The sequence below is a fragment of the Mycolicibacterium setense genome, assembly GCF_000805385.1.
Classification (GTDB): domain Bacteria; phylum Actinomycetota; class Actinomycetes; order Mycobacteriales; family Mycobacteriaceae; genus Mycobacterium; species Mycobacterium setense.
Window position 1 is genome coordinate 395,986 of record NZ_JTJW01000006.1, and the last position, 23,163, is coordinate 419,148.

General features: G+C 64.9%; 19 protein-coding genes and 1 pseudogene. 10 read left to right on the top strand and 10 right to left on the bottom strand.

Features of this window, described 5'->3' with window-relative positions; genetic code table 11:
• Positions 1–9: 9 nt before the first annotated feature.
• On the bottom strand, positions 10–645 hold the full coding sequence (locus tag QQ25_RS12570; protein ID WP_039378968.1) for a hypothetical protein: 636 nt from the start codon (positions 643–645) through the stop codon (positions 10–12).
• Between the two features lie 355 nt (positions 646–1,000).
• Entirely contained in the window at positions 1,001–1,765 is a 765-nt protein-coding gene (locus QQ25_RS12575; protein ID WP_052235792.1) for a hypothetical protein, read from the bottom strand.
• Positions 1,766–2,168: 403 nt separating this feature from the next.
• Here QQ25_RS12575 and QQ25_RS12580 point away from each other — a divergent pair, with 403 nt between their 5' ends.
• Positions 2,169–2,519 (top strand): LppA family lipoprotein, encoded by a 351-nt coding sequence (locus QQ25_RS12580; protein WP_082017513.1) that lies wholly within the window; start codon positions 2,169–2,171, stop codon positions 2,517–2,519.
• A gap of 91 nt (positions 2,520–2,610) precedes the next feature.
• Here the strand turns inward: QQ25_RS12580 and QQ25_RS31345 are convergent, their stop codons facing one another.
• On the bottom strand, positions 2,611–3,210 hold the full coding sequence (locus QQ25_RS31345; protein WP_324607895.1) for a peptidoglycan recognition protein family protein: 600 nt from the start codon (positions 3,208–3,210) through the stop codon (positions 2,611–2,613).
• 373 nt (positions 3,211–3,583) lie between these two features.
• On the opposite strand from QQ25_RS31345, the gene QQ25_RS12590 reads away from it, so the two are divergent.
• The gene (locus QQ25_RS12590) at positions 3,584–5,125 is read left to right on the top strand and encodes a serine/threonine-protein kinase (RefSeq protein ID WP_039378970.1); all 1,542 of its coding nucleotides are present in this window, start codon (positions 3,584–3,586) and stop codon (positions 5,123–5,125) included.
• A 12-nt stretch (positions 5,126–5,137) separates the two neighbouring features.
• Here QQ25_RS12590 and QQ25_RS12595 read toward each other — a convergent pair whose 3' ends face one another.
• From QQ25_RS12595 to QQ25_RS29745, 4 genes and pseudogenes are all read right to left on the bottom strand, one after another.
• Positions 5,138–5,824: a M14 family zinc carboxypeptidase gene (locus tag QQ25_RS12595; protein WP_052235793.1), complete on the bottom strand. Its 687-nt coding sequence runs from the start codon at positions 5,822–5,824 to the stop codon at positions 5,138–5,140.
• 178 nt (positions 5,825–6,002) lie between these two features.
• Complete coding sequence (locus QQ25_RS31350) at positions 6,003–6,671, bottom strand: DUF2510 domain-containing protein (protein ID WP_234711925.1); 669 nt, start codon at positions 6,669–6,671, stop codon at positions 6,003–6,005.
• A 36-nt stretch (positions 6,672–6,707) separates the two neighbouring features.
• A pseudogene (locus QQ25_RS31355) lies at positions 6,708–7,619 on the bottom strand (serine/threonine-protein kinase); the annotation flags it as partial.
• A 240-nt stretch (positions 7,620–7,859) separates the two neighbouring features.
• Positions 7,860–9,401 (bottom strand): PE-PPE domain-containing protein, encoded by a 1,542-nt coding sequence (locus QQ25_RS29745; protein ID WP_052235794.1) that lies wholly within the window; start codon positions 9,399–9,401, stop codon positions 7,860–7,862.
• Positions 9,402–9,801: 400 nt separating this feature from the next.
• Between QQ25_RS29745 and ftsY the strand changes: the two genes are divergently transcribed.
• The 7 genes from ftsY to QQ25_RS12640 all read left to right on the top strand — a co-directional run bounded on the left by ftsY (position 9,802) and on the right by QQ25_RS12640 (position 19,059).
• Positions 9,802–11,160, top strand: coding sequence for a signal recognition particle-docking protein FtsY (gene ftsY, locus QQ25_RS12610; protein ID WP_039378972.1), 1,359 nt, complete (start codon positions 9,802–9,804; stop codon positions 11,158–11,160).
• A gap of 226 nt (positions 11,161–11,386) precedes the next feature.
• Positions 11,387–12,691 (top strand): ammonium transporter, encoded by a 1,305-nt coding sequence (locus tag QQ25_RS12615; RefSeq protein WP_039379877.1) that lies wholly within the window; start codon positions 11,387–11,389, stop codon positions 12,689–12,691.
• Between the two features lie 6 nt (positions 12,692–12,697).
• Positions 12,698–13,036, top strand: a complete 339-nt coding sequence (locus tag QQ25_RS12620) for a P-II family nitrogen regulator (RefSeq protein ID WP_003881099.1) — start codon at positions 12,698–12,700, stop codon at positions 13,034–13,036.
• An 80-nt stretch (positions 13,037–13,116) separates the two neighbouring features.
• Entirely contained in the window at positions 13,117–15,606 is a 2,490-nt protein-coding gene (locus QQ25_RS12625; RefSeq protein WP_039378973.1) for a [protein-PII] uridylyltransferase, read from the top strand.
• A 22-nt stretch (positions 15,607–15,628) separates the two neighbouring features.
• The gene (locus tag QQ25_RS12630; protein ID WP_039378975.1) at positions 15,629–16,429 is read left to right on the top strand and encodes a sulfur globule family protein; all 801 of its coding nucleotides are present in this window, start codon (positions 15,629–15,631) and stop codon (positions 16,427–16,429) included.
• Positions 16,422–17,990, top strand: coding sequence for a signal recognition particle protein (ffh, locus tag QQ25_RS12635; RefSeq protein WP_039318832.1), 1,569 nt, complete (start codon positions 16,422–16,424; stop codon positions 17,988–17,990). Before QQ25_RS12630 ends, ffh begins: the two co-directional genes overlap by 8 nt.
• Positions 17,991–17,994: 4 nt before the next feature.
• A complete protein-coding gene (locus QQ25_RS12640) occupies positions 17,995–19,059 on the top strand; it encodes an amidohydrolase family protein (RefSeq protein ID WP_039318833.1) in 1,065 nt (354 codons plus the stop codon).
• Positions 19,060–19,121: 62 nt separating this feature from the next.
• Here QQ25_RS12640 and QQ25_RS12645 read toward each other — a convergent pair whose 3' ends face one another.
• A complete protein-coding gene (locus QQ25_RS12645; protein WP_101906198.1) occupies positions 19,122–19,577 on the bottom strand; it encodes a MarR family winged helix-turn-helix transcriptional regulator in 456 nt (151 codons plus the stop codon).
• A gap of 315 nt (positions 19,578–19,892) precedes the next feature.
• Here QQ25_RS12645 and QQ25_RS12650 point away from each other — a divergent pair, with 315 nt between their 5' ends.
• The gene (locus tag QQ25_RS12650) at positions 19,893–20,630 is read left to right on the top strand and encodes an SDR family oxidoreductase (protein WP_039378976.1); all 738 of its coding nucleotides are present in this window, start codon (positions 19,893–19,895) and stop codon (positions 20,628–20,630) included.
• A gap of 52 nt (positions 20,631–20,682) precedes the next feature.
• Here the strand turns inward: QQ25_RS12650 and QQ25_RS12655 are convergent, their stop codons facing one another.
• Together QQ25_RS12655 and QQ25_RS12660 are read right to left on the bottom strand one after the other, a co-directional pair.
• Positions 20,683–22,245, bottom strand: coding sequence for a diflavin oxidoreductase (locus tag QQ25_RS12655; protein ID WP_039378978.1), 1,563 nt, complete (start codon positions 22,243–22,245; stop codon positions 20,683–20,685).
• A 77-nt stretch (positions 22,246–22,322) separates the two neighbouring features.
• Entirely contained in the window at positions 22,323–23,138 is an 816-nt protein-coding gene (locus QQ25_RS12660) for a D-alanyl-D-alanine carboxypeptidase (protein ID WP_039378980.1), read from the bottom strand.
• Between the last annotated feature and the right edge of the window lie 25 nt (positions 23,139–23,163).

A 23,163-nucleotide genomic window follows, 5' to 3' on the forward strand; every position in this document is an offset into this window, starting at 1 on the left:
AAAGGTTGGCTATGAACCTGTTCGATAGATCGACGGCGGTCCCCAGCCGGGCCCGGTAAAGCAACCTTCGGCCGTCTGAGCCGGGCAGTCGGTCACCTGTGCGGGGGCCGGCGGGGGTGCCGTCGATGTGGTCGAGGCTGACTGGAACGTCACGTACGACTTCATGACGGGCATGGCTGAGGCGGTGCGCTCCTTGTAATACGCCTTGATCTCGACATCCGATGGCATCTTCTGGTCGGCACTGACAACCACACTCCATTTGCCGTCGGAGACCTTCGTGCCCGCGGACCAGGTCGGGTCACCGGCGTCCGGCGGGCTGATCATCACGCCGACGGCCTCGACGCGAGGTACGGCCGAGCCCGACACGGTGACCTTGGTACCGGAATCGCTGAACTTCACCTTGTCGACCCAAACGTGGCCAGAGCCCTGGATCTCCGTGACGGGCGTGGACGGGACGTTGCCATCCCCGGGGCCGATTCTGTCGAGGATTGACGGCATGGCCGCGATCAGCGCCCCGCCGAGGGTGCCGATCAGCCCGATGATCGCCGCGTTCGCCGCTGTCGGTCTCTTGCTGGTGGTGTTGGTGCGTCGCCGCCTGGGGCGCGGCTGCGTCGTGGTGCTGACGGCTGGAGTGTTCGTAGTCATGGCAGTGTGCCTTGTGTCCGGTTGTCCCCGCCGACGGGTTGCCGGCCGTGATACCGAAATGATCACGCCATGATCATTCGCGGCGCATGCGTAGTGGACTACTCGAATGTGCAGGCGCACCGCGTTCTGAAATCACTTCGGCAACATTGTGGCGAGCGTGGGGGTTGTAGGTTCTCAGCACGCGTGTCATATTCTCAGCGCGCTTGTCACCCGCTTGTCACCCGCTTGTCACGCGCTTGTCGTGCGCGTCTCAAGCTTTCTAATGTGTCCCGTTAATCGGTAAAACCGGAGGGCTGCCTTTCGGGGCAGCCCTCCGGTCTGGGTCAATCGATAAGCACGCACTCGTCGTCGCGCGCTAGTTGGATCTCATGATTTCCCGGAACGCATTGGCTCGCATCATCACCGCATCGATGGCCGAATCCGTGGCCGTGGTGTTTGGCGCGGCCTCAATCGCATAGAGCATGCCGCTCAACTTGGCGTGCAGTTCCGCGCGTTGCTCCGCAGTCTTCGCGTCCTGGCGTTTGTCGCTTAGCGTTTTGTCGATGAGGCGTACCGCCCTAGCACACTTCACGATTGAATCTACTCGCTCGCTCGCAGTACGTTCCAGGTTGGCGATAGCGTTCTTCGCTTCCGCGAGAATTCGGCGGTCATCGTCGCTCGGCTTATCCAGAGCCGACAACGTGTTGACAACTTTTCGTAGGGCATGTGCTTTCTCGAAGTTGTCAGTGATTCCTCGGATGTCTGGCGCGAAATCGACGTCACCGAGCCACCCTGTTCGAGCGGCTTCCGACGCACTTAGTTGTTCTAAAGCTGAGAGTGCGGAGTCGATAAGTTGCGCGTTTCCTACGCCGAGGGTCTCAATGCGCTGTTTCCATGCCATTCGGACTCTCTCTTCGACGGCAGCAGCTTCGGCGGCTCGCCCGATGAACATCTGCTCTACCTGTACTGCGCGCATTTCCCTGCGATGCTCTACTGCCCGTATAGAGAGTGCAATCACACCCACAATGCCTGCGATCACGCCGAGCGTGATCCACACCGTTATCGGAAGCTGCACGAGGAAGGCGAATACCCCCACCAGAAATACGAGGTGACTGCCGCGAAGTGAGCCATTGCTACTCATCACACCCCCTTGGCATCGTCTCTACAGAGAGGACTCTGTCCCGTAGGAGCGGCGCAACCACCCACCACCGTACTCGGCGAGCAACTCGCCACCTACAACCGCGCAGCATAGTTTGCCTGAGGGATCGAAGCGTCGACACCGCAAGACCTACAGATGCAACCAGGCCACGTTTACGCGATGGAAGCCCCTGACGACACCGATCCCGGACAAATGAGCACAGCGCCTATGACCTTGAACCGCACCGTCCGCCACCAACTCAGCGCGATTACCTGCCCCGCCTCGGTTGCGCTACTAGGGACAGGATGTCACGTGAGCAATCCATACAAGCCCGCCGATGCCAGCCAAGCTAGCCAAGCAGCAGACGCGCTGAAAACCCTGCCGTCACTTGAAGACACACACACAAATGGAGTACGCGATCATCAAGCTCGGCGAGCAGATCACCGCCATCGCTCCGTCTGTGACCTGGGAATGGCGACGTACAGACAGCAGAGGCGGCTGCAATCCGCCGTATGAGCAATCAGACAGACAACTGATACTGCTACGAAACTACGTATCCGACAACCCAATTCCCGAACAGTACTGGAAGAAGGCTGTCGACCTGGCGCAACAAGCTGTCTCTTCGTTGGGCGCAACCGAGCCCACCGTATTCAAAGACCATCCCAACAATCACGACCTACAATTCACCAGCGACACCGGGACAACGCTGCGCTTTGGATCCCAAGCCGCAGCGCTGATCACTGGCAGCACCGGTTGAAGACTGCCAAGCAAGAACAGGTAGCGGCCTCAATATCGTCTGCAGTGCGCATGACGCTCACCAAATTGGTGCTGGCGCTCATCCCACTCTGTTACTGGCCTGCCTCGATAGCAGCGACCTTGGTAGCGGCCTCTTCTCCGCACAGGCGCAGTAGATCGACAGGCCCGGCGGCGAGGAGGGCATCGATACGTGTATGCAGGTCCCCTGAGGTGAGGTGGGAGTAAAGGTTGGCGCCGGGGCAGGCGGTGTCAGCGAAGTCTCGATGCCCGCCCAGGGTGCCGCTGGCCAAGCGGAACTGTTGGGCAGCCCAGGCGAACGCTGTTGCAGCACCATTGAGTTGGGCTTCGGAGACGGTTTCCTGGTCGAAGTCGCCCTCGCAGAGGACTAGGAAGTGTCCAGCTGGGTCGTAGTTGGTTGCGGTATCGCCAGCGAGCTCCGGGCTGCGCAATTCGTAGATGTTGCCGTTACGGTCAACGCCGACGTGGTAGGCGATGTCGATCCAACCCCGGTCGTTCTGGTGGTACTGCTGATGCTGGCGTAATCGGCTGGGGGCATTGCGGTTGTCTCCGAGGACAACGGCGGTGTGGTGCAGCGTCATTCGGGTAATGGTGTGCGGGCGTCCACCGGCCCTGGCCGGTGCCGCGCCCCAGGCTCGACGGCAGATCTCCACCATCGGCTGGCCGCCGGCCATCTTGGCGGTGGGTAGCCCAGGTTCCAGTGGCTGCGGACTGACCGCGATCGGTTCTGGCGGCAACGCTGGTGCGGTGCTGGCGGGTTGCGCGGTGGGCGTCGAAGTCGATTCGGTACCGCCAGCGCAAGCACCGAGTGTTGCGGCCAATCCGAGGCTGCCACTGAGCTGGAGCAGCCGCCGACGACTCAGAGCGTCAAGCCGCGCCCGGTATCCGCGACTGGGCTGCATCTCCATCGTCGTCACGATACGCAGCAACTCAGGTCGCCAGGCGCTCGTTGGAAAAACTGACCGGCATCCGGTGCGGACGGAATCACGCACGATGATGCGCCGTAAAAGGCCTGATCAACTCGGTACAGATGGGTAATATGCGCCCATGTCGATTGCCGAAGGGCAGGTGTTCGGTGGCTACCGGATCCTGCGCTTGCTGGGAACCGGGGGAATGGGCGAGGTCTATCTCGTGCAACACCCACGGCTGCCCCGTCAGGAGGCGCTGAAGATTTTGCCATCGGCAGTCAGCGCGGACCCGCAGTTTCGTGCTCGGTTCGCTCGCGAGGCTGACATCGCCGCGACGTTATGGCACCCGCACATCGTGGCCGTCCACGACCGCGGCGAGGACGACGGCCAACTGTGGATCACGATGGACTACGTCGACGGTAAAGACGCCGTCCAGCTTCTGCGGAACCGCTACCCACACGGCATGCCACCCATCGAGGTGTTCGAAATCGTTTCGGCAATCGCCGAGGCACTCGACTACGCCCACGAACGTTACCTGCTGCATCGCGACGTCAAACCCGCCAATATTCTGCTCACCGACAAGCGTCAAGAAGATCGTCGAATCCTGTTGGCCGACTTTGGCATTGCCCGTGACACCTTCGACAGCGGCGGATTGACGGCCACCAATGTGACGGTGGGCTCGGTCGCCTACGCTGCCCCCGAACAACTTACCGGTCAGCCGCTGGACGGCCATGCAGACCAATACGCCTTGGCTGCGACAGCGTTTCACCTGCTCACTGGCACCCCGCCGTTCTCCAACTCTAACCCCGCGGTGGTGATCGGCAATCATCTGTCCTCACCACCTCCGCGGTTGGCCTCCATTCGTGCCGACCTCGGCGATATCGACGACGTGCTCGGCAAAGCGATGGCTAAAGAACCACACCAACGGTTCGATACCTGCCGGGCTTTCGCCACTGCACTCACCCAGCGAGGGGCCCGTGTCGCCGGCTCGGGCGATGCCACCCAGCTCGGTGTTCCCGCATCTGCCGCTCCCACTATGTATGCGTTCCCGGCGTCTGCGGCTCCCGAACCAGTTGTGCGTCAGGAGCGTTCATCGCCGCGATGGCCGCTGATAGCGGCAGCCGTTGCTGCCGGATTGCTGGCCGTCGGCTTGGTAGCGTTCCTCGGTGCTCGACTCGGCCAGTCATCCCCGCCAGACCCACAACCTCAACCGACGGCCTCACCGTGGCCGGAATCCATGGACAGTCCAGACAGGCCGCCGACGATCACCTCGACCACTTCTACCAGTCCGCCAGATCACTCCCCTGAACCCAACCCCGTGCCGCCACCGGCCGACCCGCCTGCACGCTCCGGCGATTTGGGGCTGAGCCAGCCCATAAGCCGTCCAGCTTGCAACGGCCAATACATCGTCATCTTGGGCTCCGTCACCACCCCAGGCCTGTATGAGGCAGGGGTACAACGTCTTTTGGATGCACACCCGGGCGCTTTCTACCTGCGCACCGACCAAACCTGTCCTTCATTGCGTGCCGAGACGGAAGACGGAAACCCGATATACGCGGTGTTCGTGCCAGGCGGAACTACTCAAGGCCAGATGTGCGCCAAGGTGCGATCCTACGGTGGTGACGCTTATGGAAAAGTCCTGGATTACGTCACCGACCCCAGAGTTCCTTTCCGCTGCTGAATCCCAATCGGCTCAGGACGATTGGGCGCCGCGGATTGCTTCCAGCAGCGCTGGGCGTAGCTTGTCCCACACTTGAACAGGGTCAGAGCCCCGCAGTACTTCGATGGTCACGACGGCGATACCGCGGTCGCGACCCACATACGAGCCCAGCGACCCAGGTGTCGGGGCGAACGCACTGGACTCTTCGACCGGCATCCCGGCGGTCCTCGCGAACCGCTCGGCGATGGCGCGGGCAGGACCGTCGAAGTTCACGAACTCGCGGCCCAGCCAGGAATGGGCTACTAGTACAAGTTCTGGGGTTGTGCGGTCGATTGTCTCGACGAGGGCTCGGGATTCGGGCTGGCTCAGTGGTGTTCCTCCATTGGAAGGGGCAGCCGCATCGAAATTGGCGGCAGGAAAGTTGCGGTTGATGTCGACGCTGTGAGCGTTGCCGCGGGTGTTTGCCGCGCGGCCATCCGGGTTGGCGTCCTCGAGAATCGTCAAGGTGGCGATGTCAGCGAGCCCGGCCGCGGTGAAGGCACTTGGAAGTTCTCCGGTGGTGTAAGCGCCCTCTGGTTCGTCGCCGTGGATCCCGCCGACGAACAACACGCGGTGTGGGCCGTGGCCGACCGTGCGCGCCCGGATCGGCCGCGACTGCACCGATAGTCCGATCGCCTGCCAGCCGGTGTCGTCTACGGTTTGGCCCGTTTCAGTGGTCACTGGGTGGGGCTTAACTTGCATCGACGTGGACGGTGATCCGCTGAGTGTCCTGCCCGAGGTTTGCGATGGCGCTGCCGAGCTGGATTCATCAGCTTGACGGATGCACGAGGTTGCCACCATCGTGACCAAGACACTGGCGATACCTGCTGCCAGCAGGACGTTCCTCACCGAAGGGTCATCAACATGCTGGGGTTACTCCTTCTTGCAGGCTCAGGTACACCGCGTTGATGTAGGCGCCGTTGTACAGCCGGTACCAAACGTGGCTAGACCCTCGGCCCGCGTTGGAACGCGGGTCTCCGGTGGTCTGGCACACCACCGTCACAGCGGTACCGTCCTTGAGGTCGTTGGGGTAAAGCCGCACCGAATCCGTATACGGGGCAATCCGCTGCTTAACTCCGCACGAACCACCTTCGTCGCACGTTCCGACCACGAGCCCGTTGCGGAACATTGGTGCGGGCAGCGCCGACTGTGTGGCGGTGGGGGTCGGTGTAACGATGATCGTTGTTGTGGAATTCGTGGGCGACGGGGCGGGCGCTGTGGTTGTCCTAGGCTCTCCGACCGGCTCCGTCGGCACCCGGCTGGTGACCGTGACTGGGGCCGGCGCCGTCTGCGCTGTCCCGCCTCGCTGATTTGTGATTGTGCTGACCAACGCGAACGCGCCACCTGCCACCACGATGGCAAGCAATCCCAGAACCGCCACCACCGGGATGCTCCACCGAGCTGACTGCGCCGAAGTGGTTGCCGCCGGAACACTTTCAGGAATCGAGGCGGTCCGCCACTGTTGTCCGTCCCAATACAGCGTGCCTTGTCTTCCGCTGGGGTCGGGATACCAACCGGGCGCCAACATCGTCGCCGGCGTCGTCTCCACCTTTGTGTCCACACGTTTGGCAGGCTTCTTTGGTGTGGGCGCCAACTTCGTCGGCGCCAGACGCGTCTTCTCAGATCCGACGGCGGGTATTGCCGCTGCCAACGCTCGGGCGAAAGCACTACAGTTCGCGTACCGGTTATCCGGGGCCTTGGCTAATCCCGTGGCAAGGACGTCATCGAGTGCCGCGAGATCGGGGTGCATCCCCGATAACGCGGGTGCAGGGTTGTTGAGGTGGCGACTGATCACGACCGTGGGATTCGGATCGCGAAAAGGTGGTGCCCCGGTAAGTAGGTGGAAAGCGGTTGCCGCCAACGCGTATTGGTCGGTGCGACCGTCGAGATCATTGCCCATCAACTGTTCGGGCGCGGTGTAGTCGACCGTGCCGACGGTCATGTTCGTTTCGGTCAACCCACCGGGGTCATCGATAGTGCGCGCGATCCCGAAGTCGGTGAGCAGGATTCGCTGCTGTCCGTCATCGTCGACATCGTCGGTCAGCAGGATGTTGGCCGGCTTCACATCGCGGTGCAGCAGACCGCGCTTGTGGGCATGATCGAGGGCCGAAGCGACAGCAGTGACGATCGCGCTCACCAAATCAGCCGGCATACCTGCGGGGTAGCGCCGCGCCAGCAGGCTGGCGGCGTCCTCGCCGTCGACAAAGTCCATTGCGATCCAGAGCTTGCCGTCATGCTCACCGCGATCAAGTACTCCGACCACATGGGGATGCCACAGTGTCGAAGCGAGGTTCGCCTCGCGAAGAAAGCGCTCCCTGAATGTCGGATCCGCTGATATGTCCGCATTCAACAGCTTCAATGCATCGCGGCGTGGCAAACGGGGATGCTGGGCGAGGTACACCTCGCCCATCCCTCCGGCTCCTAGCCGTCTGACCACGGTATAACCAGCGAACTTCTGTCCAACGCCAAGCGGCATTGCAGGATCGTATACGCAGATAGCCGGCGGCCCTGGCGAATCTCGGCGACTGTGGGAGGAGCTGTGAATCTGGCAGCGGGCCGACGCCTATCGCGCAGACCGGTACCGGATTGAGATAACCAGCATCACCGCAGTTCAGAGTCGCGGCCGATGTTACGGAAACTGGGAACCTACTGGGGGTGAGGTCCGGATTCCCCCGCGAGTCCGGGTCTCACCCCCACGCTCGACGGAGCCGCGGGTCTATGCCGCGTCGGAGTGCGCGGCGCGACGGCTACCGCGCGGCTTGGCTTGCGGACCATCTTCTTTCGCTCCGGTGGTCGCGGATTTCGTTTGGGCCGACTCACTTTCGTTCCGGTGATGGGTTCTGTGGCTCGGACGCGGGCCGTCTGCCTCCTGCGGCTCGACACTGTCCACTTTGGGTGAGAGGGCCTGCCGTACTGACTGCCGGATTCGCTCGGCCGTCGATCTCGGTGGCCTAGTGGTCGCGGTCTTGGTGCGGGTCCCGGCTTTGACCGCGGTGTCGACGTCGGTATCGGGCTCAGGATCGTTCGCCTCGAGATCGGCCTCCGGGGTGTCGGCCTCAGCTCCGGGGAGGGCGTCGTCATCCGTCGTGGGGTCCGTGCCGGTGGCGTGCTGCCGGGTGGGTTCGGGCTGAGACTTCCGTGCCGTCGAAAGATCGGATGTCACCGTGTCGGGTGTCGACCTATTCAGTGTGGCAATGCTTTCCGTGTGGCGATCGGCGTCATCACCCGTGTCGATGCCCAAACCGGCGAGCGCATCGCGCACGCCCTGCTTGGCTGCGGCACTGAGGTCCGACGCCAACTTGTCGAGATCGATGCGGGGCATGAGCCCAGCTCGGGTCGGGACCCCCATGTTCTCCGGAGTGCGGTCATAGGCGAGGTCGATCAGGACCTTCAGGGTCGGCTCGACCAGATCGATCAGTGGAGCCGGAATTCCGATGTCGCGCAACGGCTGCAGCAGCGGGAGGTGTTCGGAGTGCACCAGATAGTAGGTGGTGTTGCCGGATGTGTGGGACTGGTACGTGCTCGGATCGTTCAGGTTGATCACCGAAGACCCGTAGTTCGGATGTAGATAGAAGTACCCGAACAATGCGTTGAGGTCCGCCAGCAGATTGAGTGGGTATTTGGGGAAGTCGGCGATCAGGTCGTACTCGCGGGCGATGTCGATCGTCTGGTACTCATCGTCGGGGGTGGCGCCGTCGAAGCTGACGCCGAGGATCGGGATGTAAAGACCCCCGAACCGGGCCAGGATGCCGCCATTGGGCCGGTTGGGGTTGGCCACGAGCACAAACGACAGCTCCTCGGCAGAGGGGACGGTGGCGCCCTGTGCTCGTAGATCAGCGAGATTGCGCTTCTCCCGGGTGGCGATGTTGGCGCTCTGCGAGTAGCCGACGACGATCTTCTCTCCCGGTGTGGCGAATACGGCGTTGTTCAAGTTGAGTACACCGCGGGCAACCGAGGTGTCGAAGCTGATGTCGGTGAGGCCCGTGGCGGGCCAGAAGTGTTCGGGTGTCGGCACCCAGTGCAGGTCGTCATCGTCGAGGTGCCGGTCGGACAGGTAGGTGTTGTTCACCTGGTCCACGTACGTCCCGGTACCCCATTGGTGTGGGTCGCCCAGCGCTTTCATCCCGGTCCCGCCCATGATGAGTGCCGTTGCCGCCAGTTGAACCAACGTGCTCATGCCTGCCGTCAGCACCAGCCCGACGGTGCCGATCAGGGCGACCAGCGTCAGTGCCGGCAGCCGAAGCACACGAATGCGCATCCTTGACCTCCCTTTCGCAAAACTCCCAAGGGAAGGCCCACACGCCGATCAAATGCCGAAGCCATTCCCGACCCAAATGGATGGTGGAGCATGTCAACGTCGAGTGAAGGCAAATTGAGAAAATTGCGTTGATAAAGGGAAAAATCGTGGTGAAAGACAGCATTTGCCATGGAATAGGGCACACGCAGTTAAGCCGTAGATGAAATCTACGGCGTGTGTCAGAGCGTGGGAGCGCTCGCGATATGGGTCGAACATACATCCGTGGTACGTGCATGTACCGCAGATTTCGGCAACTTGGTATGACGATGTACCGGCTGGGATCGGCGCGCGGTGGTCGTCGGCGTGACGGCGAGAAACGGGGCCGGTCGTTGGCGGGCGGCTGCCCTGAGACAATGGCGGCGTGTCAGAAAGTGCGTTGTTGGCCCTGTGGATCGCTGTCGCGGTCGTCGCCGTTCTCGTCGTCGTTGCACTCACCGTGGGGCTGGTGCGTTACCGGCGGCGGCGGATCAGCCTTTCCGAGCGGGACACGACGAAACCGCTCGACCGCTCCGGGGGCTACACGGCCTCTTCGGGGATCACGTTCAGCCAAGCGGGTTCTGCCACGGCAGAGCGCGTCGACACCGGTGGGCTGCCTGCGGTCGGCGACGACGCCACCATTCCGCGTGACGCACCGAGACGCACCATCTCCGATGTTCAGCTGCCGGAACCGCCGGCCGAGCCGGCTGCACCGGAGGAGCTGGCTGCACCGGAGAAGCCGGCCGAGCCTGAAGTGGCCGCCGAGCCGGAACCTGCCGCGACCGAGGCGCCCGATCCTGTCGCGGCCGCTGTGGAGGACATCGCCCCGGCCGAAGGGCGGATGGACCGGCTGCGGGGCCGCCTGTCCAAGTCCCAGAACGCGTTGGGCCGCAGCATGCTCGGATTGCTCGGCGGAGGCGATCTCGACGAGGACTCGTGGGAGGCCGTCGAGGACACCCTGCTGATCGCAGACCTCGGTCCGGTGGTCACGGAATCCGTTGTCGCGGCATTGCGTGAACGGATGGCCAGCAAGAGCGTGCGCAGTGAAGCGGATGCGCGGGCGGTGCTGCGCGAGGTACTGATGTCGGAGCTGCGGCCGGAACTGGACCGGTCGATCAAGGCGCTGCCGCACGCCGACAAGCCTTCTGTGTTGTTGGTGGTCGGGGTGAACGGCACCGGCAAGACGACCACCGTGGGCAAGCTGGCTCGTGTACTGGTCGCCGATGGCCGCCGCGTGGTGCTCGGCGCCGCCGACACGTTCCGCGCCGCGGCTGCCGATCAATTGCAGACCTGGGCCGCGCGCGTCGGCGCAGAGGTGGTGCGAGGGGCCGAGGGCGCGGACCCAGCATCGGTGGCGTTCGACGCCGTCGACGAAGGTGTCAGGGCCGGGGCTGATGTTGTCGTCATCGACACCGCAGGCCGCCTTCACACCAAGACCGGGCTGATGGATGAACTCGGCAAGGTCAAGCGGGTGGTGGAGAAGCGCGCTGCCGTCGACGAGGTGCTGTTGGTACTCGATGCCACCATCGGCCAGAACAGTCTCCCGCAGGCCAAGGTGTTCGCCGAGGTCGTCGACATCACCGGAGTGGTGTTGACCAAGCTCGACGGCACCGCCAAGGGCGGCATCGTGTTCCGTGTCCAGCAGGAACTCGGGGTTCCGGTCAAGCTTGTCGGACTCGGTGAAGGCCCCGACGACCTCGCTCCGTTCGAGCCGGCGGCGTTCGTCGACGCCTTGCTGGGATGACCAAAAACCCAGGCAAACGCACGGCGTAACACCGGCGAAACGCAGCCTGCCTATCCGTTCACACGAGCGAAACGCAACGGCGCCGTGGCTGAAACATCCACTCAGCATTGTCTTGGACCAGGTCAATGGTCGTAAATCCCTGCGACCGTGGCGTGGTTGAAGGAGGAAACTGCGAGTGGAGCAATTCCCGATATTGGGTGCGCCGGATACCGGTGACACAGCATGGATGCTGGCCAGTGCCGCACTTGTGCTGTTGATGACGCCGGGCCTGGCCTTCTTCTACGGCGGCATGGTCCGTGCCAAGGGCGTGCTCAACATGATCATGATGAGCGTCAGCGCCATGGGTGTGGTGACAGTGCTGTGGGCGCTGTACGGCTATTCGGTTGCGTTCGGTGACAACACCGCCGGCGTGATCGGTGATCCCGCACAGTTCTTCGGTCTCAAGGGCTTGATCGGGGGGAACGGGTCGGCCGATGCGCCCATCGCGCTGGTCGGGACGATCCCGGCGACCGTGTTCGTCGGCTTCCAGCTGATGTTCGCGATCATCACGGTCGCACTGATTTCCGGCGCGGTCGCCGACCGCATGAAGTTCGGTGGCTGGCTGCTGTTCGCCGGGCTGTGGGCGACTTTCATCTACTTCCCGGTCGCGCACTGGGTATTCGACTTCGACGTCAAGGGCTCCGACGGCGAGACCGTGATTCATCAGGGTGGCTGGATTGCCAACCAGCTCAAGGCAATCGACTTCGCCGGTGGCACTGCGGTGCACATCAACGCGGGCGCTGCCGGCCTGGTCCTGGCCATCATCCTGGGCAAGCGGCTCGGCTGGCCCGGTACACCGATGCGCCCGCACAACCTTCCGTTCGTGATGCTCGGTGCGGGCCTGCTCTGGTTCGGCTGGTACGGCTTCAACGCGGGTTCTGCCGTGTCGGCCAACGGAATTGCCGGTTCCACCTTTGTCACGACCACGGTGGCGACCGCGACGGCGATGCTGGCCTGGCTGCTCACCGAGCGAATTCGTGACGGACACGCCACTTCTCTGGGTGCGGCATCGGGCATCGTTGCCGGGCTGGTGGCCATCACGCCGTCCTGCTCGTCGGTGAACGTGCTGGGGGCGTTGGCGATCGGCGCCGTCGCAGGTGTGCTGTGCGCGCTGGCGGTGGGCCTGAAGTTCAAGTTCGGCTTCGACGATTCACTCGACGTCGTGGGTGTCCACCTGGTCGGCGGCATCGTCGGCACGTTGATGGTGGGTCTGGTGGCCACCACAGAGGCACCGGCCGCGGTCGCCGGCCTGTTCTACGGCGGCGGGTTCGACCAGCTGTGGCGACAGGCGGTCGGGGCCGGGGCGGTTCTGCTCTATTCAGCGGTGGGTACCGCTATCTTGGCGTTGATTGTGAAATACACCGTGGGCCTGCGCCTGGACAAAGAGGAGGAGGCATCCGGTATCGACGAGTCCGAGCACGCTGAGGGCGGCTACGACTTCGTCGCTGTCGGAACCGGTTCTGTTCTTGGTCGTCACGGCGGGGAGGAATAAGGAAATATGAAGCTGATCACTGCGATCGTCAAACCGTTCACGCTGGAGGATGTCAAGACCGGCCTGGAACAGACGGGCATTCTGGGAATGACCGTCAGCGAGGTACAGGGTTACGGTCGCCAGAAGGGGCACACCGAGGTCTACCGCGGCGCTGAGTACTCGGTCGATTTCGTGCCGAAGGTCCGGGTGGAGGTCGTTGTCGACGACTCCGCGGTCGACAAGGTCGTGGACGTCATCGTGCAGGCCGCGCGGACCGGCAAGATCGGCGACGGGAAGGTTTGGGTCAGCCCCGTCGACACCGTGGTCCGGGTGCGCACCGGTGAGCGGGGGGCTGACGCCCTGTAGTCGGAGCGTCCATCGAGGCGTCCTCTCCCGGCCGGCAATCGCGTGAGCACTACCCGGTGATCAGCCGGGGAGGAGTCGAAATGACAGAGAACAACCGAGAATTCACCGGAGCCTCCTCACAGGGGGCTCCGGTGGCTTCATCGCGTCCCGCCAACGATCTGGCGGCGGCCACCCAGCAGTTGCTCGGTGGGGGGTCGCGTCAACTGGATGCGGCGGCTCTGCGGGACGCACTGCTCGATCTGCACGAATTCTGGCTCGCGACAAAGGCCGCCGAGATCGGGATCACGGCCACCAGCGGATTCGCGATCGTGGCAACCGGCGGGCTTGGCCGCGGCGAGATGTTGCCGTACTCCGATCTGGACCTCACGTTGTTGCATGACAACATGCCGGTCGAGCTGGTCTCCGAGGTCGCCGAGAAGCTCTGGTATCCCTTGTGGGACGCCAATATTCGTATCGATCACAGTGTGCGCACCGTGCCCGAAGCGCTGAAGGTGGCCGGTGAGGACATCTCAGTGGGCCTGGCCATGCTCGACGCGCGTCACATCGCCGGTGACGCCGATCTGTCGGCACTGCTGGTCAGCGGGTCGCGCCGGCAGTGGCGGATCGGAATCGCCTCGCGGTTCGACGAGCTCGTCGAGCATGCGCGGGCGCGGTGGGAGCGCAGCGGCCAGATCGCGCACCGCGCCGAACCGGATCTCAAGTCGGGCCGGGGCGGCCTGCGTGATGTTCAGCTGCTCAATGCGCTCGCGATAGCGCAACTGGCCGACGTGTATCCGAGCCGGGCCCTGGCCTCGCCGACCGGAACCCTGGGCGATGCCCACCTGGCGCTGCTCAATGTGCGTACCGAGCTGCACCGGGCCTCCGGCCGTGGTCGGGAACTCCTGCTGGCCCAGCACGCCGACGAGATCGGCGCGGCCCTGCGAATCGGAGACCGGTTCGATCTGGCCCGCATGCTCTCCGATGCGGCCCGCACCGTGAGCTACTACGTCGACTCGGGTATTCGCACCGCGGCCAATGCGTTGCCGCGCCGTGGGTTTGCGGCACTGCGCCGCCCGGTGCGCCGGCCACTCGACGAGGGGGTGATCGAGTTCGCGGGTGAGGTGATCCTGGCCCGTGACGCACGCCCGGAACGCGATCCGGGTTTGATCCTGCGGGTCGCTGCGGCCTCGGCGGGCACCGGACTGCCGATGGCGGTGTCCACGTTGAGCAGGCTGGCCGAAACCGCTCCGGAACTGCGCACACCGTGGCCCCGCCAGGCGCTCAAGGACCTGCTGGTGCTGCTGGCGGCCGGTCCCGCCGCGGTGGCCACCATCGAGGCCCTGGACCGGACGGGGCTGTGGGGCCGGCTGTTCCCGGAGTGGGGCGCGGTGCGGGACCTACCGCCGCGCGACGTGGTGCACATCTGGACCGTCGACCGCCATCTGGTCGAAACCGTCTCGCGGGCAGGCGCTTTCACCACAAGGGTGTCACGGCCGGATCTGCTGTTGCTCGGTGCGCTGTGCCACGACATCGGCAAGGGTCGCGGTGGCGACCACAGCGTGATCGGCGCGGAGCTGGCCACCCAGATCGGGACCCGGCTGGGTCTGTGGCCGTCCGACATCGAGGTGCTGTCCAAGATCGTCCGGTACCACCTGCTGCTGCCCGATACCGCGACACGACGAGATCTGCAGGACCCCAAGACCATTGACGCGGTAACCGACGCGCTCGGTGGGGACATGGTGCTACTCGAGCTGCTGCACGTCTTGGCCGAGGCCGATTCGCTGGCGACGGGGCCCGGAGTGTGGGGCGACTGGAAGGCATCGCTGATCGGGGATCTGGTCCGACGGTGCCGACTGGTGATGGCCGGCGAGCCGCTGCCGCAGCCCGATCCCGTCGAACCTCGATTCATGGAGCTGGCCGCGGACGCCGGCATCCACGTCGAACTCACGCCGGGCGAGGGCCCGCACATCTATGACGTGACGATGATCGCCGCGGACCGGCGCGGCCTGCTGTCCAAGGCGGCCGGCGTGCTGGCACTGAATTCACTGCGCGTCCACTCGGCATCGGTCAACAGTCACGAGGGCTCGGCGATCAACACCTTCGTGGTGTCCCCGCACTTCGGCGCACCGCCGGCCGCCGAACTGCTTCGCCAGCAGTTCATCCTGGCGCTCGAGGGTGAACTGGACGTGATCGGTGCGCTGGAACGGCGCGATCAGGAGGCCGCTCAGCACCCGACCACCCGTGCCGGTGAGATCCTCGCGTCGGTGCCGGCCAACCACGTGCCCGCTCCGCCGCGCATCCTGTGGTCGCCCGGCGCCACGCCTTCAGACCTCATCGTCCAGATCCGCACCATCGATCGGGCAGGTCTGCTGGCGCGGCTGACCGCGGTGTTCGAGCGGGACGGTGTCGACGTCGCCTGGGCCAAGGTGACCACGTTGGGTTCCTCGGTGGTCGACGTGTTCTGCATCACCGCACCGGCATTGGCCGCCGACGAGTCAGGTCGGGCTGCGTTCCGGGCGGAACTGGAGCGCGACATGTTCGCGATCCTGCCCGCGCCGCCACCGGCGAAACCGGTGCAGCAGGCAGGGTGACGGGTACGCGAAGATTGGCCGCATGACGAATTTCGCGGGCCAGAACTTCGGGTACGGTCCGCCGCCCCAGTACGGCTATGGCTCGCCACCCCAATATGGCTATGGTGCGCCGACCCCGTACGGCTACGGACCCCCGGTTCATGGCCAGGAGCCCGAGCGGTTCTCACCCGCCGCGCAAACCATCGTCAGCGCCGTGCTGCTGTTGCCCACCATCCTGATCTTCTTCCTGGAATCCTGGCTGAGGCATGCGGAATGGCTCAAGAGCTCGTCGGAGCTGATGAGAAATGTCTGGGCCTTGGGTTCCAACGCCGTGCTTTGGCTGTACTTCCTGGTGGTCATCGCCTTCTGGGCGCGGCGTAACCGACGGGTTGCCGCGGTGACCGTCGTGATCGCGATGACGATGCTCGACACCGCGGTGTTGGCGGCGTACCTGTGGTACCCCTCCCTGTATCGGATGACGGGTGGTTCACCTGCGCTGATGTGGGTGCTCGATGCGTGTCCCGTGCTGATCGCGGTGGGTCAGGTAAGCGCCTGGGGCATAGCGCGTCGACGCAACAAGATCTGGGCCGTCGGCCTGATCGCGACTGTGGTGTTCGCAACCGTCGATCAGCTGGTGCGTCAATCGCTGATCCGGGACGCGGTTCACAATCACGAATCCTTCGACGGTGCGTGGTGGAGCCAGTGGTGGGGCGCGGCGGCCACGAGCATGGGCATCTTCGTGCTTTCCTGCCTGATCTGCTGGGCGGCGGACGCCATGAGTTCCGCCTCGCGGCGCACGACCACGCCACAATTCGGCGGCCCGCTAGGCTTACCACGTGTTTGAGAGCCTGTCTGACCGGTTGACCGGAGCCCTGCAGGGCCTACGCGGCAAAGGGCGGTTGACCGACGCCGATATCGACGCCACGGCGCGCGAGATCCGGTTGGCCCTGCTGGAGGCCGACGTCTCGCTGCCGGTGGTGCGTGCCTTCGTGTCGCGCATCAAGGATCGCGCCAAGGGTGCCGAGGTCTCGGCCGCGCTGAATCCGGCGCAGCAGGTGGTCAAGATCGTCAACGAGGAGCTGATCGGCATCCTCGGCGGCGAGACCCGTCAACTGGCCTTCGCCAAGAACCCGCCGACCGTGATCATGCTGGCCGGCCTGCAAGGCGCCGGCAAGACCACGCTGGCCGGCAAGCTGGCGAAATGGCTCAAGGGGCTGGGCCACACCCCGCTGCTGGTGGCGTGTGACCTGCAGCGGCCCGGCGCGGTCAACCAGCTGCAGATCGTCGGCGAACGCGCGGGCGTGGCAGTCTTCGCCCCGCACCCGGGCACCGCCCCCGGCGCGCACGAATCCGACGGCGCGGGGGACCCGGTGGCAGTGGCCGCGGCCGGCCTGGCCGAAGCCCGGGCCAAGCACTTCGACGTCGTCCTCGTCGATACCGCGGGCCGCCTCGGCATCGACGACGAACTGATGAGCCAGGCTGCCGCGATCCGTGACGCCGTGCGTCCGGACGAGACCCTGTTCGTCCTCGACGCCATGATCGGTCAGGATGCCGTCGCCACCGCCGAGGCGTTCCGTGAGGGTGTCGGATTCACCGGTGTGGTGCTGACCAAGCTCGACGGCGATGCGCGCGGTGGTGCCGCGCTGTCCGTGCGTGAGATCACCGGCATGCCGATCCTGTTCGCGTCCGCGGGGGAGAAGCTCGAAGACTTCGATGTCTTCCACCCCGACCGGATGGCCAGCCGCATCCTGGGGATGGGCGACGTGCTCACCCTCATCGAGCAGGCCGAGCAGGTATTCGACCAACAGAAGGCCGAGGAGGCCGCCGCCAAGATCGGCTCGGGCGAGCTGACGCTGGAGGACTTCCTCGAGCAGATGCTGGCGATCCGCAAGATGGGCCCGATCGGCAATCTGCTCGGCATGCTGCCCGGTGCCGGCCAGATGAAAGATGCGCTGGCCGCCGTGGACGACAAGCAGCTGGACCGCGTACAGGCGATCATCCGCGGCATGACCCCGGCCGAGCGGGCCGACCCCAAGATCATCAACGCGTCCCGGCGGCTACGTATCGCCAACGGCTCCGGGGTGACCGTGTCCGAGGTCAATTCGCTGGTCGACCGGTTCTTCGACGCGCGCAAGATGATGTCGTCGATGGCCGGCCAGATGGGCATGCCGTTCGGACGCAAGAACACGCCGCGCAAGGCCGCCAAGGGCAAGAACAAGCAGGCCGGCAAAAAGGGCCGCAAGGGTGCGGGCCCGACGCCACCGAAGGTGCGTAACCCGCTGGGTGCCGGCGGGCTTCCCGCCGGCTTCCCCGACCTGTCCAACATGCCCAAGGGGCTGGACGAGCTGCCGCCCGGCCTCGCCGATTTCGACCTGTCCAAGCTGAAGTTCCCGGGCCAGAAGTAGTTCGGTGCGCGCGCTCCACCTCCGGGGACGCGGCCTGCCCGACGGCGAAGCCGTCGAGTGGTGGGTGGCCGATGGAGTGCTGTCAGTGGAGCCGATTGCCAACGCGGACACCGTGTTTGACGGTGGCTGGATCATCCCCGGCCTGGTCGACGCCCACTGCCACGTAGGCCTGGGCCCGGGCGGTGCCGTCGACATCGACGAGGCGGTCACCCAGGCCGAAACCGAGCGTGACGCCGGTGCGCTGTTGCTGCGCGACGCCGGTTCGCCCGTGGACACCCGTAGCTTCGACGACCGTGAGGACCTGCCGCGCATCATCCGGGCCGGTCGGCATCTGGCCCGGCCCAAGCGCTATTCACCCGGTTTGCCGATCGACATCGAGGACGAGTCGCAACTGCCCGCGGCCGTGGCCGAGCAGGCCCGCTGGGGCGACGGCTGGGTGAAACTGGTCGGCGACTGGATCGACCGCGGTATCGGAGACCTGGCACCGCTGTGGTCCGACGGGATCCTCAAGGCCGCGATTGACGCGGCCCACGCCGAAGGGGCACGGGTCACCGCGCACGTGTTCGGCGAAGAGGCCCTACCCGGGCTGATCAACGCCGGCATCGACTGCATCGAGCACGGCACCGGGATCACCGACGACACCATCGAATTGATGCTCGCGCACGGGACGGCGTTGGTGCCCACCCTGATCAACATCGACAACTTCCCCGGGATCGCCGACGCGGCCGGCAAGTACCCGGCCTACGCGAAGCACATGCGCGATCTCTATGCCTCCTGCCGCCGCCGGGTCGGCGCGGCCCACGAGGCGGGGATTCCGATTTTCGCGGGTACCGATGCGGGCGGGATGATCGCCCACGGCCGTATCGCCGACGAGGTCGAGGCGCTCAAGGGCATCGGGATGAGCCCGACAGCCGCGCTCGGAGCGGCCAGTTGGGATGCTCGGGCCTGGCTGGGCCGGCCCGCGCTGGAGCACGGAGCGTCCGCAGACCTGGTGTGCTACGGCGACGATCCCCGCCACGGCGGCGTCAGCCACCCGGAACTGGTGATCCTGCGCGGTCGCGTCTACTGACAGTTGCGCCCGGTGATCTTGTGCACCTCCGGTAACGTCCGCCGTTACCCGAGGCGCACGAATCACGCGTTCTGCGCGGCTTCGGCGATCTTGTCCAGCAATGTGCGTAGGCGTTTGGTGTTTGCGGATCCCAGTTGAGTGCTGAGCTGTTCCTCGACTTCCGCGACCACGGCATCGGCGCGGCGCAGGGCGTCGCGGCCCACGTCGGTGAGGTGCAACTCCTGGACATGGCGATGGCGTGGGTGCGGTTTGCGCTCCAGTTGGCCGCGCTTTTCCAGGCGGTCCGCCAGCGACGCGACTGCCTGTGGGGTGACGTTGAGGCGCCTGGCCACCTCCGCGCCGGTCAAGCCCGGGTCGGCGTGCACCGACATCAGCAACGAGTAGTGCGCCACCGGGATGTCCAGCGAGCGCAGTCGCTGCTCCTTGAGTGTCTGCACGGCACCCTCGGCCTTGCGTAGCGCCCAGGTCACGCGGTCCAGTGCATCGGCACCGACCGGCCCCTGGTCAGTCTCCTTCACTGGTCGAGGGTACGACACGCGACGTCTGTTAGACGTTTGCTGTGCACCAAAGGTTTGAGACCAGCCGACCGGGGAGTCATCACAAGCGTCAAGGAGGCTGGTCACAGCCTGATTCGCTGTAGTCGACCTGACAGAACCAGCCACGGGATCAATGATAACAAGCCCTTGTGAACTATCAAGTGTTTGATAGTATGAAGGCGGTTTAGTCCGTTGCTCGGTGTGGGTTGACGTTTGCCGCTTGCCGCTTGCCGCTTGCCGCTTGCGATCGATGCAAGCGTCCGCGCACTGACGACACGGCTCACGAGAGGATTTGAGATGGAATTGACGGATCGGACGTGGCTTGTCACAGGTGGCGCGACGGGTATCGGGCTCGCGCTGGCGAAGGCGGTCGGTGCGCGTGGTAATCGCGTCATCATCTGTGGACGCAATCAGGCGAATCTGGACAGGGCGTGTAGCGAGGATCCCAATTTGATTGCCCGCCAATGCGATATTGCGGACGGTGCGAGCCGGGGAGCGCTGGTGAGTTGGCTCGCTGCCGAGTATCCCGACCTGAGCGTGCTGGTGAACAACGCGGGGATTCAGATTCCGCGGGATTTCCGCGCCGGTGATGCGGCCCGGGAGCTGGACGCCGAGATCGCGACCAACCTTGCCGCGCCGGTGCATTTGATCGACGAATTGTTGCCACAACTGCGGCGACAGCCCGCTGCGACGATCATCAATGTGACGTCAGGTCTCGCGTTCGCGCCGCTGGCCGTCTTCCCGGTCTATTGCGCGACGAAAGCCGCGTTGCACTCGTTCACCCTGAGCCTTCGCCATCAGCTTCGCGGCAGTCCCGTAGAGGTCATCGAGATGGCGCCGCCGATCGTTGCCTCGGGCCTCCGGTCGCAAGCCAGCGCCGAACGTAATCCGGCCGCGAGTGTGGCGGTGACGGCCGAGGAGTTCGTCGCGGATGCGTTGCCCCTGCTGGAGCGTGGCGACGCGGAAGTATTGGTCGGCCAGTCGGCAGGGACTCGCCGTGAGGGCGAAGCGTTGTTTGACCGGATGAACCCGTGAGGAGCGTGTGGTGAAGGTATTGACGGTGGGCGCGACCGGGCTGCACCGCGGCTCAGTACACGTCTCGCACGTAACGGTGGGTCTTGATCAGGTCGTTGACGTAGGCGTGTGCGGCCTCGGCGTCCATGCCACCGCTTTCGGCGACGATCTGGTGCAGGGCGGCGTCGACGTCCTTGGCCATGCGGTCGGCGTCACCACACACGTAGATGTGTGCGCCGTCCTGTAGCCAGTCGAACAGTTCCTTCGAGCTTTCCCGCATTCGTTGCTGCACATACAATTTCGCGGCCTGGTCGCGGGAGAACGCCAGGTCGAGCCGGCTCAGCGTGCCGGATTCGACGAACCCCGTCAACTCGTCGCCGTACAGAAAGTCGGTGGTCCGGCGCCGGTCCCCGAAGAACAGCCAGGACCGGCCGGACGCCCCGGCGGCCTGCCGCTCTTGCAGAAAGGCCCGGAACGGCGCGATGCCCGTGCCCGGGCCGATCATGATGATCGGCACGTCGCCGGCCGGAAGGCGGAAATGATGGTTGGGTCGCAGGTGGACCCGAACCGTCTGCGCGCGCTCGGCAAGATAGGTCGAGGCCACGCCGCCGTGCCGGCGGTCGGTTCCGTCGTAGCGCACGGTGGCCACGGTCAGGTGCACGTGATCGGCATGCACCAGCGGGCTTGACGCGATCGAGTAATCGCGGAACTGCAACGGGCGCAATGTATCGACGACCTCGTCGACGGTGAGGTCGGCCCGCCTGATCAGGTCGAGGACGTCTTCTCCGTAGGCGGCGGGACCCGTCAACTCCTGAAGTGCGCGTGAGGGCGTCCGGATCTCCAGCTTCTCGGTGAGCAGAACACCCAACGCCTCTTCGGCGTCTGCGACCCGGTGCTCGGGGCCCACCTTGAGTTCGGCCAGCATCGCCGCGACCAGATCGGGATCGTTGGTTGCGTGGACTGCCAGCGAATCGCCTGCTTCGTAGGTGATCCCGGATCCGCTGAGGTCCAGCTCGTAGTGGCGGACGTCTTTGTCGGATGCCGCTGTGGTGAGCAGCCGGTTGACCGTCACGGGTACCGCGATGGGGCGGTTGCGGTCCTGGTTACGAGGGGAGGGATCAGCCGCAGGGTTCTCGACGACGACGGCGGGCGCGGCGGTACCGGCCAGCGTCGCGGTCAGCTGCTTGACGAGGTCGGTGGTCCAGGCAGCAGCGGGTTCCTCGTAGCGGCCGTCGACGTCGACCCGGTCGGCCAGGCGGGTCGCGCCGAGCTCTTCGAGCCGCGCGTCCAGCAGTTTCCCTGCGTTGCAGAACAATTCGTAGGACGTGTCGCCGAGGGCGAGCACTGCGAAACTCATGTGTTCCAGCCGCTCGGTCGAGGCGCTGATCGCTTCCCAGAACAACGTGGCGGTGTCAGGGAATTCGCCGTCACCGAAGGTTGACGTCACCACGATGAAATGTGTTGTGCTACTGAGGAGGCCGAGTTCCACCTGGTTGAGTTCCACGGCCTCGGCGGGGATTCCGGCGGCCGTAGCGGCTTCGGCGAACGACATGGCGGCATCTTCGGCGTTGCCCATGTCGGTGCCATAGGCGACCACCAACGAGAACTCACGGTCGGACACATCGGCTCCCCTCATCGCGCGCGGGCACACCACACGAATTTAGGGTGACCTTACTTTCTCGCGAGTGCCGTTGGGGCCCTACCCCTCTAGGGTCACTGTGAGAAGCCGTAGTCGAACAAGTCGATCGCCTGACCGTACAGATCGCCGGTGCCGTACATCTGGACCACGACCAGGCGTCGGTTTCCGCGTTGGGCGGCACCCACATACGTCTTGCGGGCCAGATCGGTATATCCGGTCTTGCCTGCGATGTCACCGGGGTAGCGCGCGAGCAGTTCGTTCTGGTTGGTCAGGGTCTTACCAGGGAACTGCGCCGACGGTTGCCGCATGATCTGTGCGATCAGCGGGTACCTCAGCGCCGCTCGCAGGATCACCGCCAGGTCGTGTGGAGTGGTGACGGTTTCCCAACCGGGCCCGTCGAGGCCCGACGGCGAGGAGACCCGGGTGTTGCGGGCGCCGACGCTGGCCGCCTTGCGGGTCATCGCCGCCACCGTGGCGGGCTGACCACCGAGCATGTCGGCGAGCATGTTCGCCGCATCGTTGCCCGACACCATGAGCAGCGCTTCGAGCAGCTGCCGGGTGGTGTATGGCTGCCCAGGGACAAGCCTCACACACGAGCATTCGACCTTGGTGTGCGACTGGTTGGCTCGCGCGAAATTGTCGGGCCTCAGGTGATCGAGCACGACCATCGCCAACAGCGGCTTGATGGTGCTGGCCGGCGCGTACGAGCCGTTGGGGTCCTTGGACGCCAGCACCTGACCGGTGTCCAGATCGGCGACCAACCAGGCCTTGGCAGGTCCGTCGGGAATCTGGGCGCCGACGGGCTGCGCACTTGGCTGCGCGTTCGCGGCGGGCGTGACCGACAGCACCGCGCCGAGGGCGAGCGCGGTCGCCGCGAACAGTATTCGCACAGGGGGCGACGTTACGGAGCGCAGG

Coding starts and splice junctions, on each gene's coding strand:
- QQ25_RS12650 (WP_039378976.1), top strand. CDS start 19,893: ATGGAATTGACGGATCGGACGTGGCTTGTCACAGGTGGCGCGACGGGT.
- QQ25_RS12615 (WP_039379877.1), top strand. CDS start 11,387: ATGCTGGCCAGTGCCGCACTTGTGCTGTTGATGACGCCGGGCCTGGCC.
- QQ25_RS31345 (WP_324607895.1), bottom strand. CDS start 3,210: ATGGCCGGCGGCCAGCCGATGGTGGAGATCTGCCGTCGAGCCTGGGGC.
- QQ25_RS12570 (WP_039378968.1), bottom strand. CDS start 645: ATGACTACGAACACTCCAGCCGTCAGCACCACGACGCAGCCGCGCCCC.
- QQ25_RS12620 (WP_003881099.1), top strand. CDS start 12,698: ATGAAGCTGATCACTGCGATCGTCAAACCGTTCACGCTGGAGGATGTC.
- QQ25_RS12625 (WP_039378973.1), top strand. CDS start 13,117: ATGACAGAGAACAACCGAGAATTCACCGGAGCCTCCTCACAGGGGGCT.
- QQ25_RS29745 (WP_052235794.1), bottom strand. CDS start 9,401: ATGCGCATTCGTGTGCTTCGGCTGCCGGCACTGACGCTGGTCGCCCTG.
- QQ25_RS12630 (WP_039378975.1), top strand. CDS start 15,629: ATGACGAATTTCGCGGGCCAGAACTTCGGGTACGGTCCGCCGCCCCAG.
- QQ25_RS31350 (WP_234711925.1), bottom strand. CDS start 6,671: ATGTTGGCGCCCGGTTGGTATCCCGACCCCAGCGGAAGACAAGGCACG.
- QQ25_RS12655 (WP_039378978.1), bottom strand. CDS start 22,245: ATGAGGGGAGCCGATGTGTCCGACCGTGAGTTCTCGTTGGTGGTCGCC.
- QQ25_RS12580 (WP_082017513.1), top strand. CDS start 2,169: ATGGAGTACGCGATCATCAAGCTCGGCGAGCAGATCACCGCCATCGCT.
- QQ25_RS12575 (WP_052235792.1), bottom strand. CDS start 1,765: ATGAGTAGCAATGGCTCACTTCGCGGCAGTCACCTCGTATTTCTGGTG.
- QQ25_RS12590 (WP_039378970.1), top strand. CDS start 3,584: ATGTCGATTGCCGAAGGGCAGGTGTTCGGTGGCTACCGGATCCTGCGC.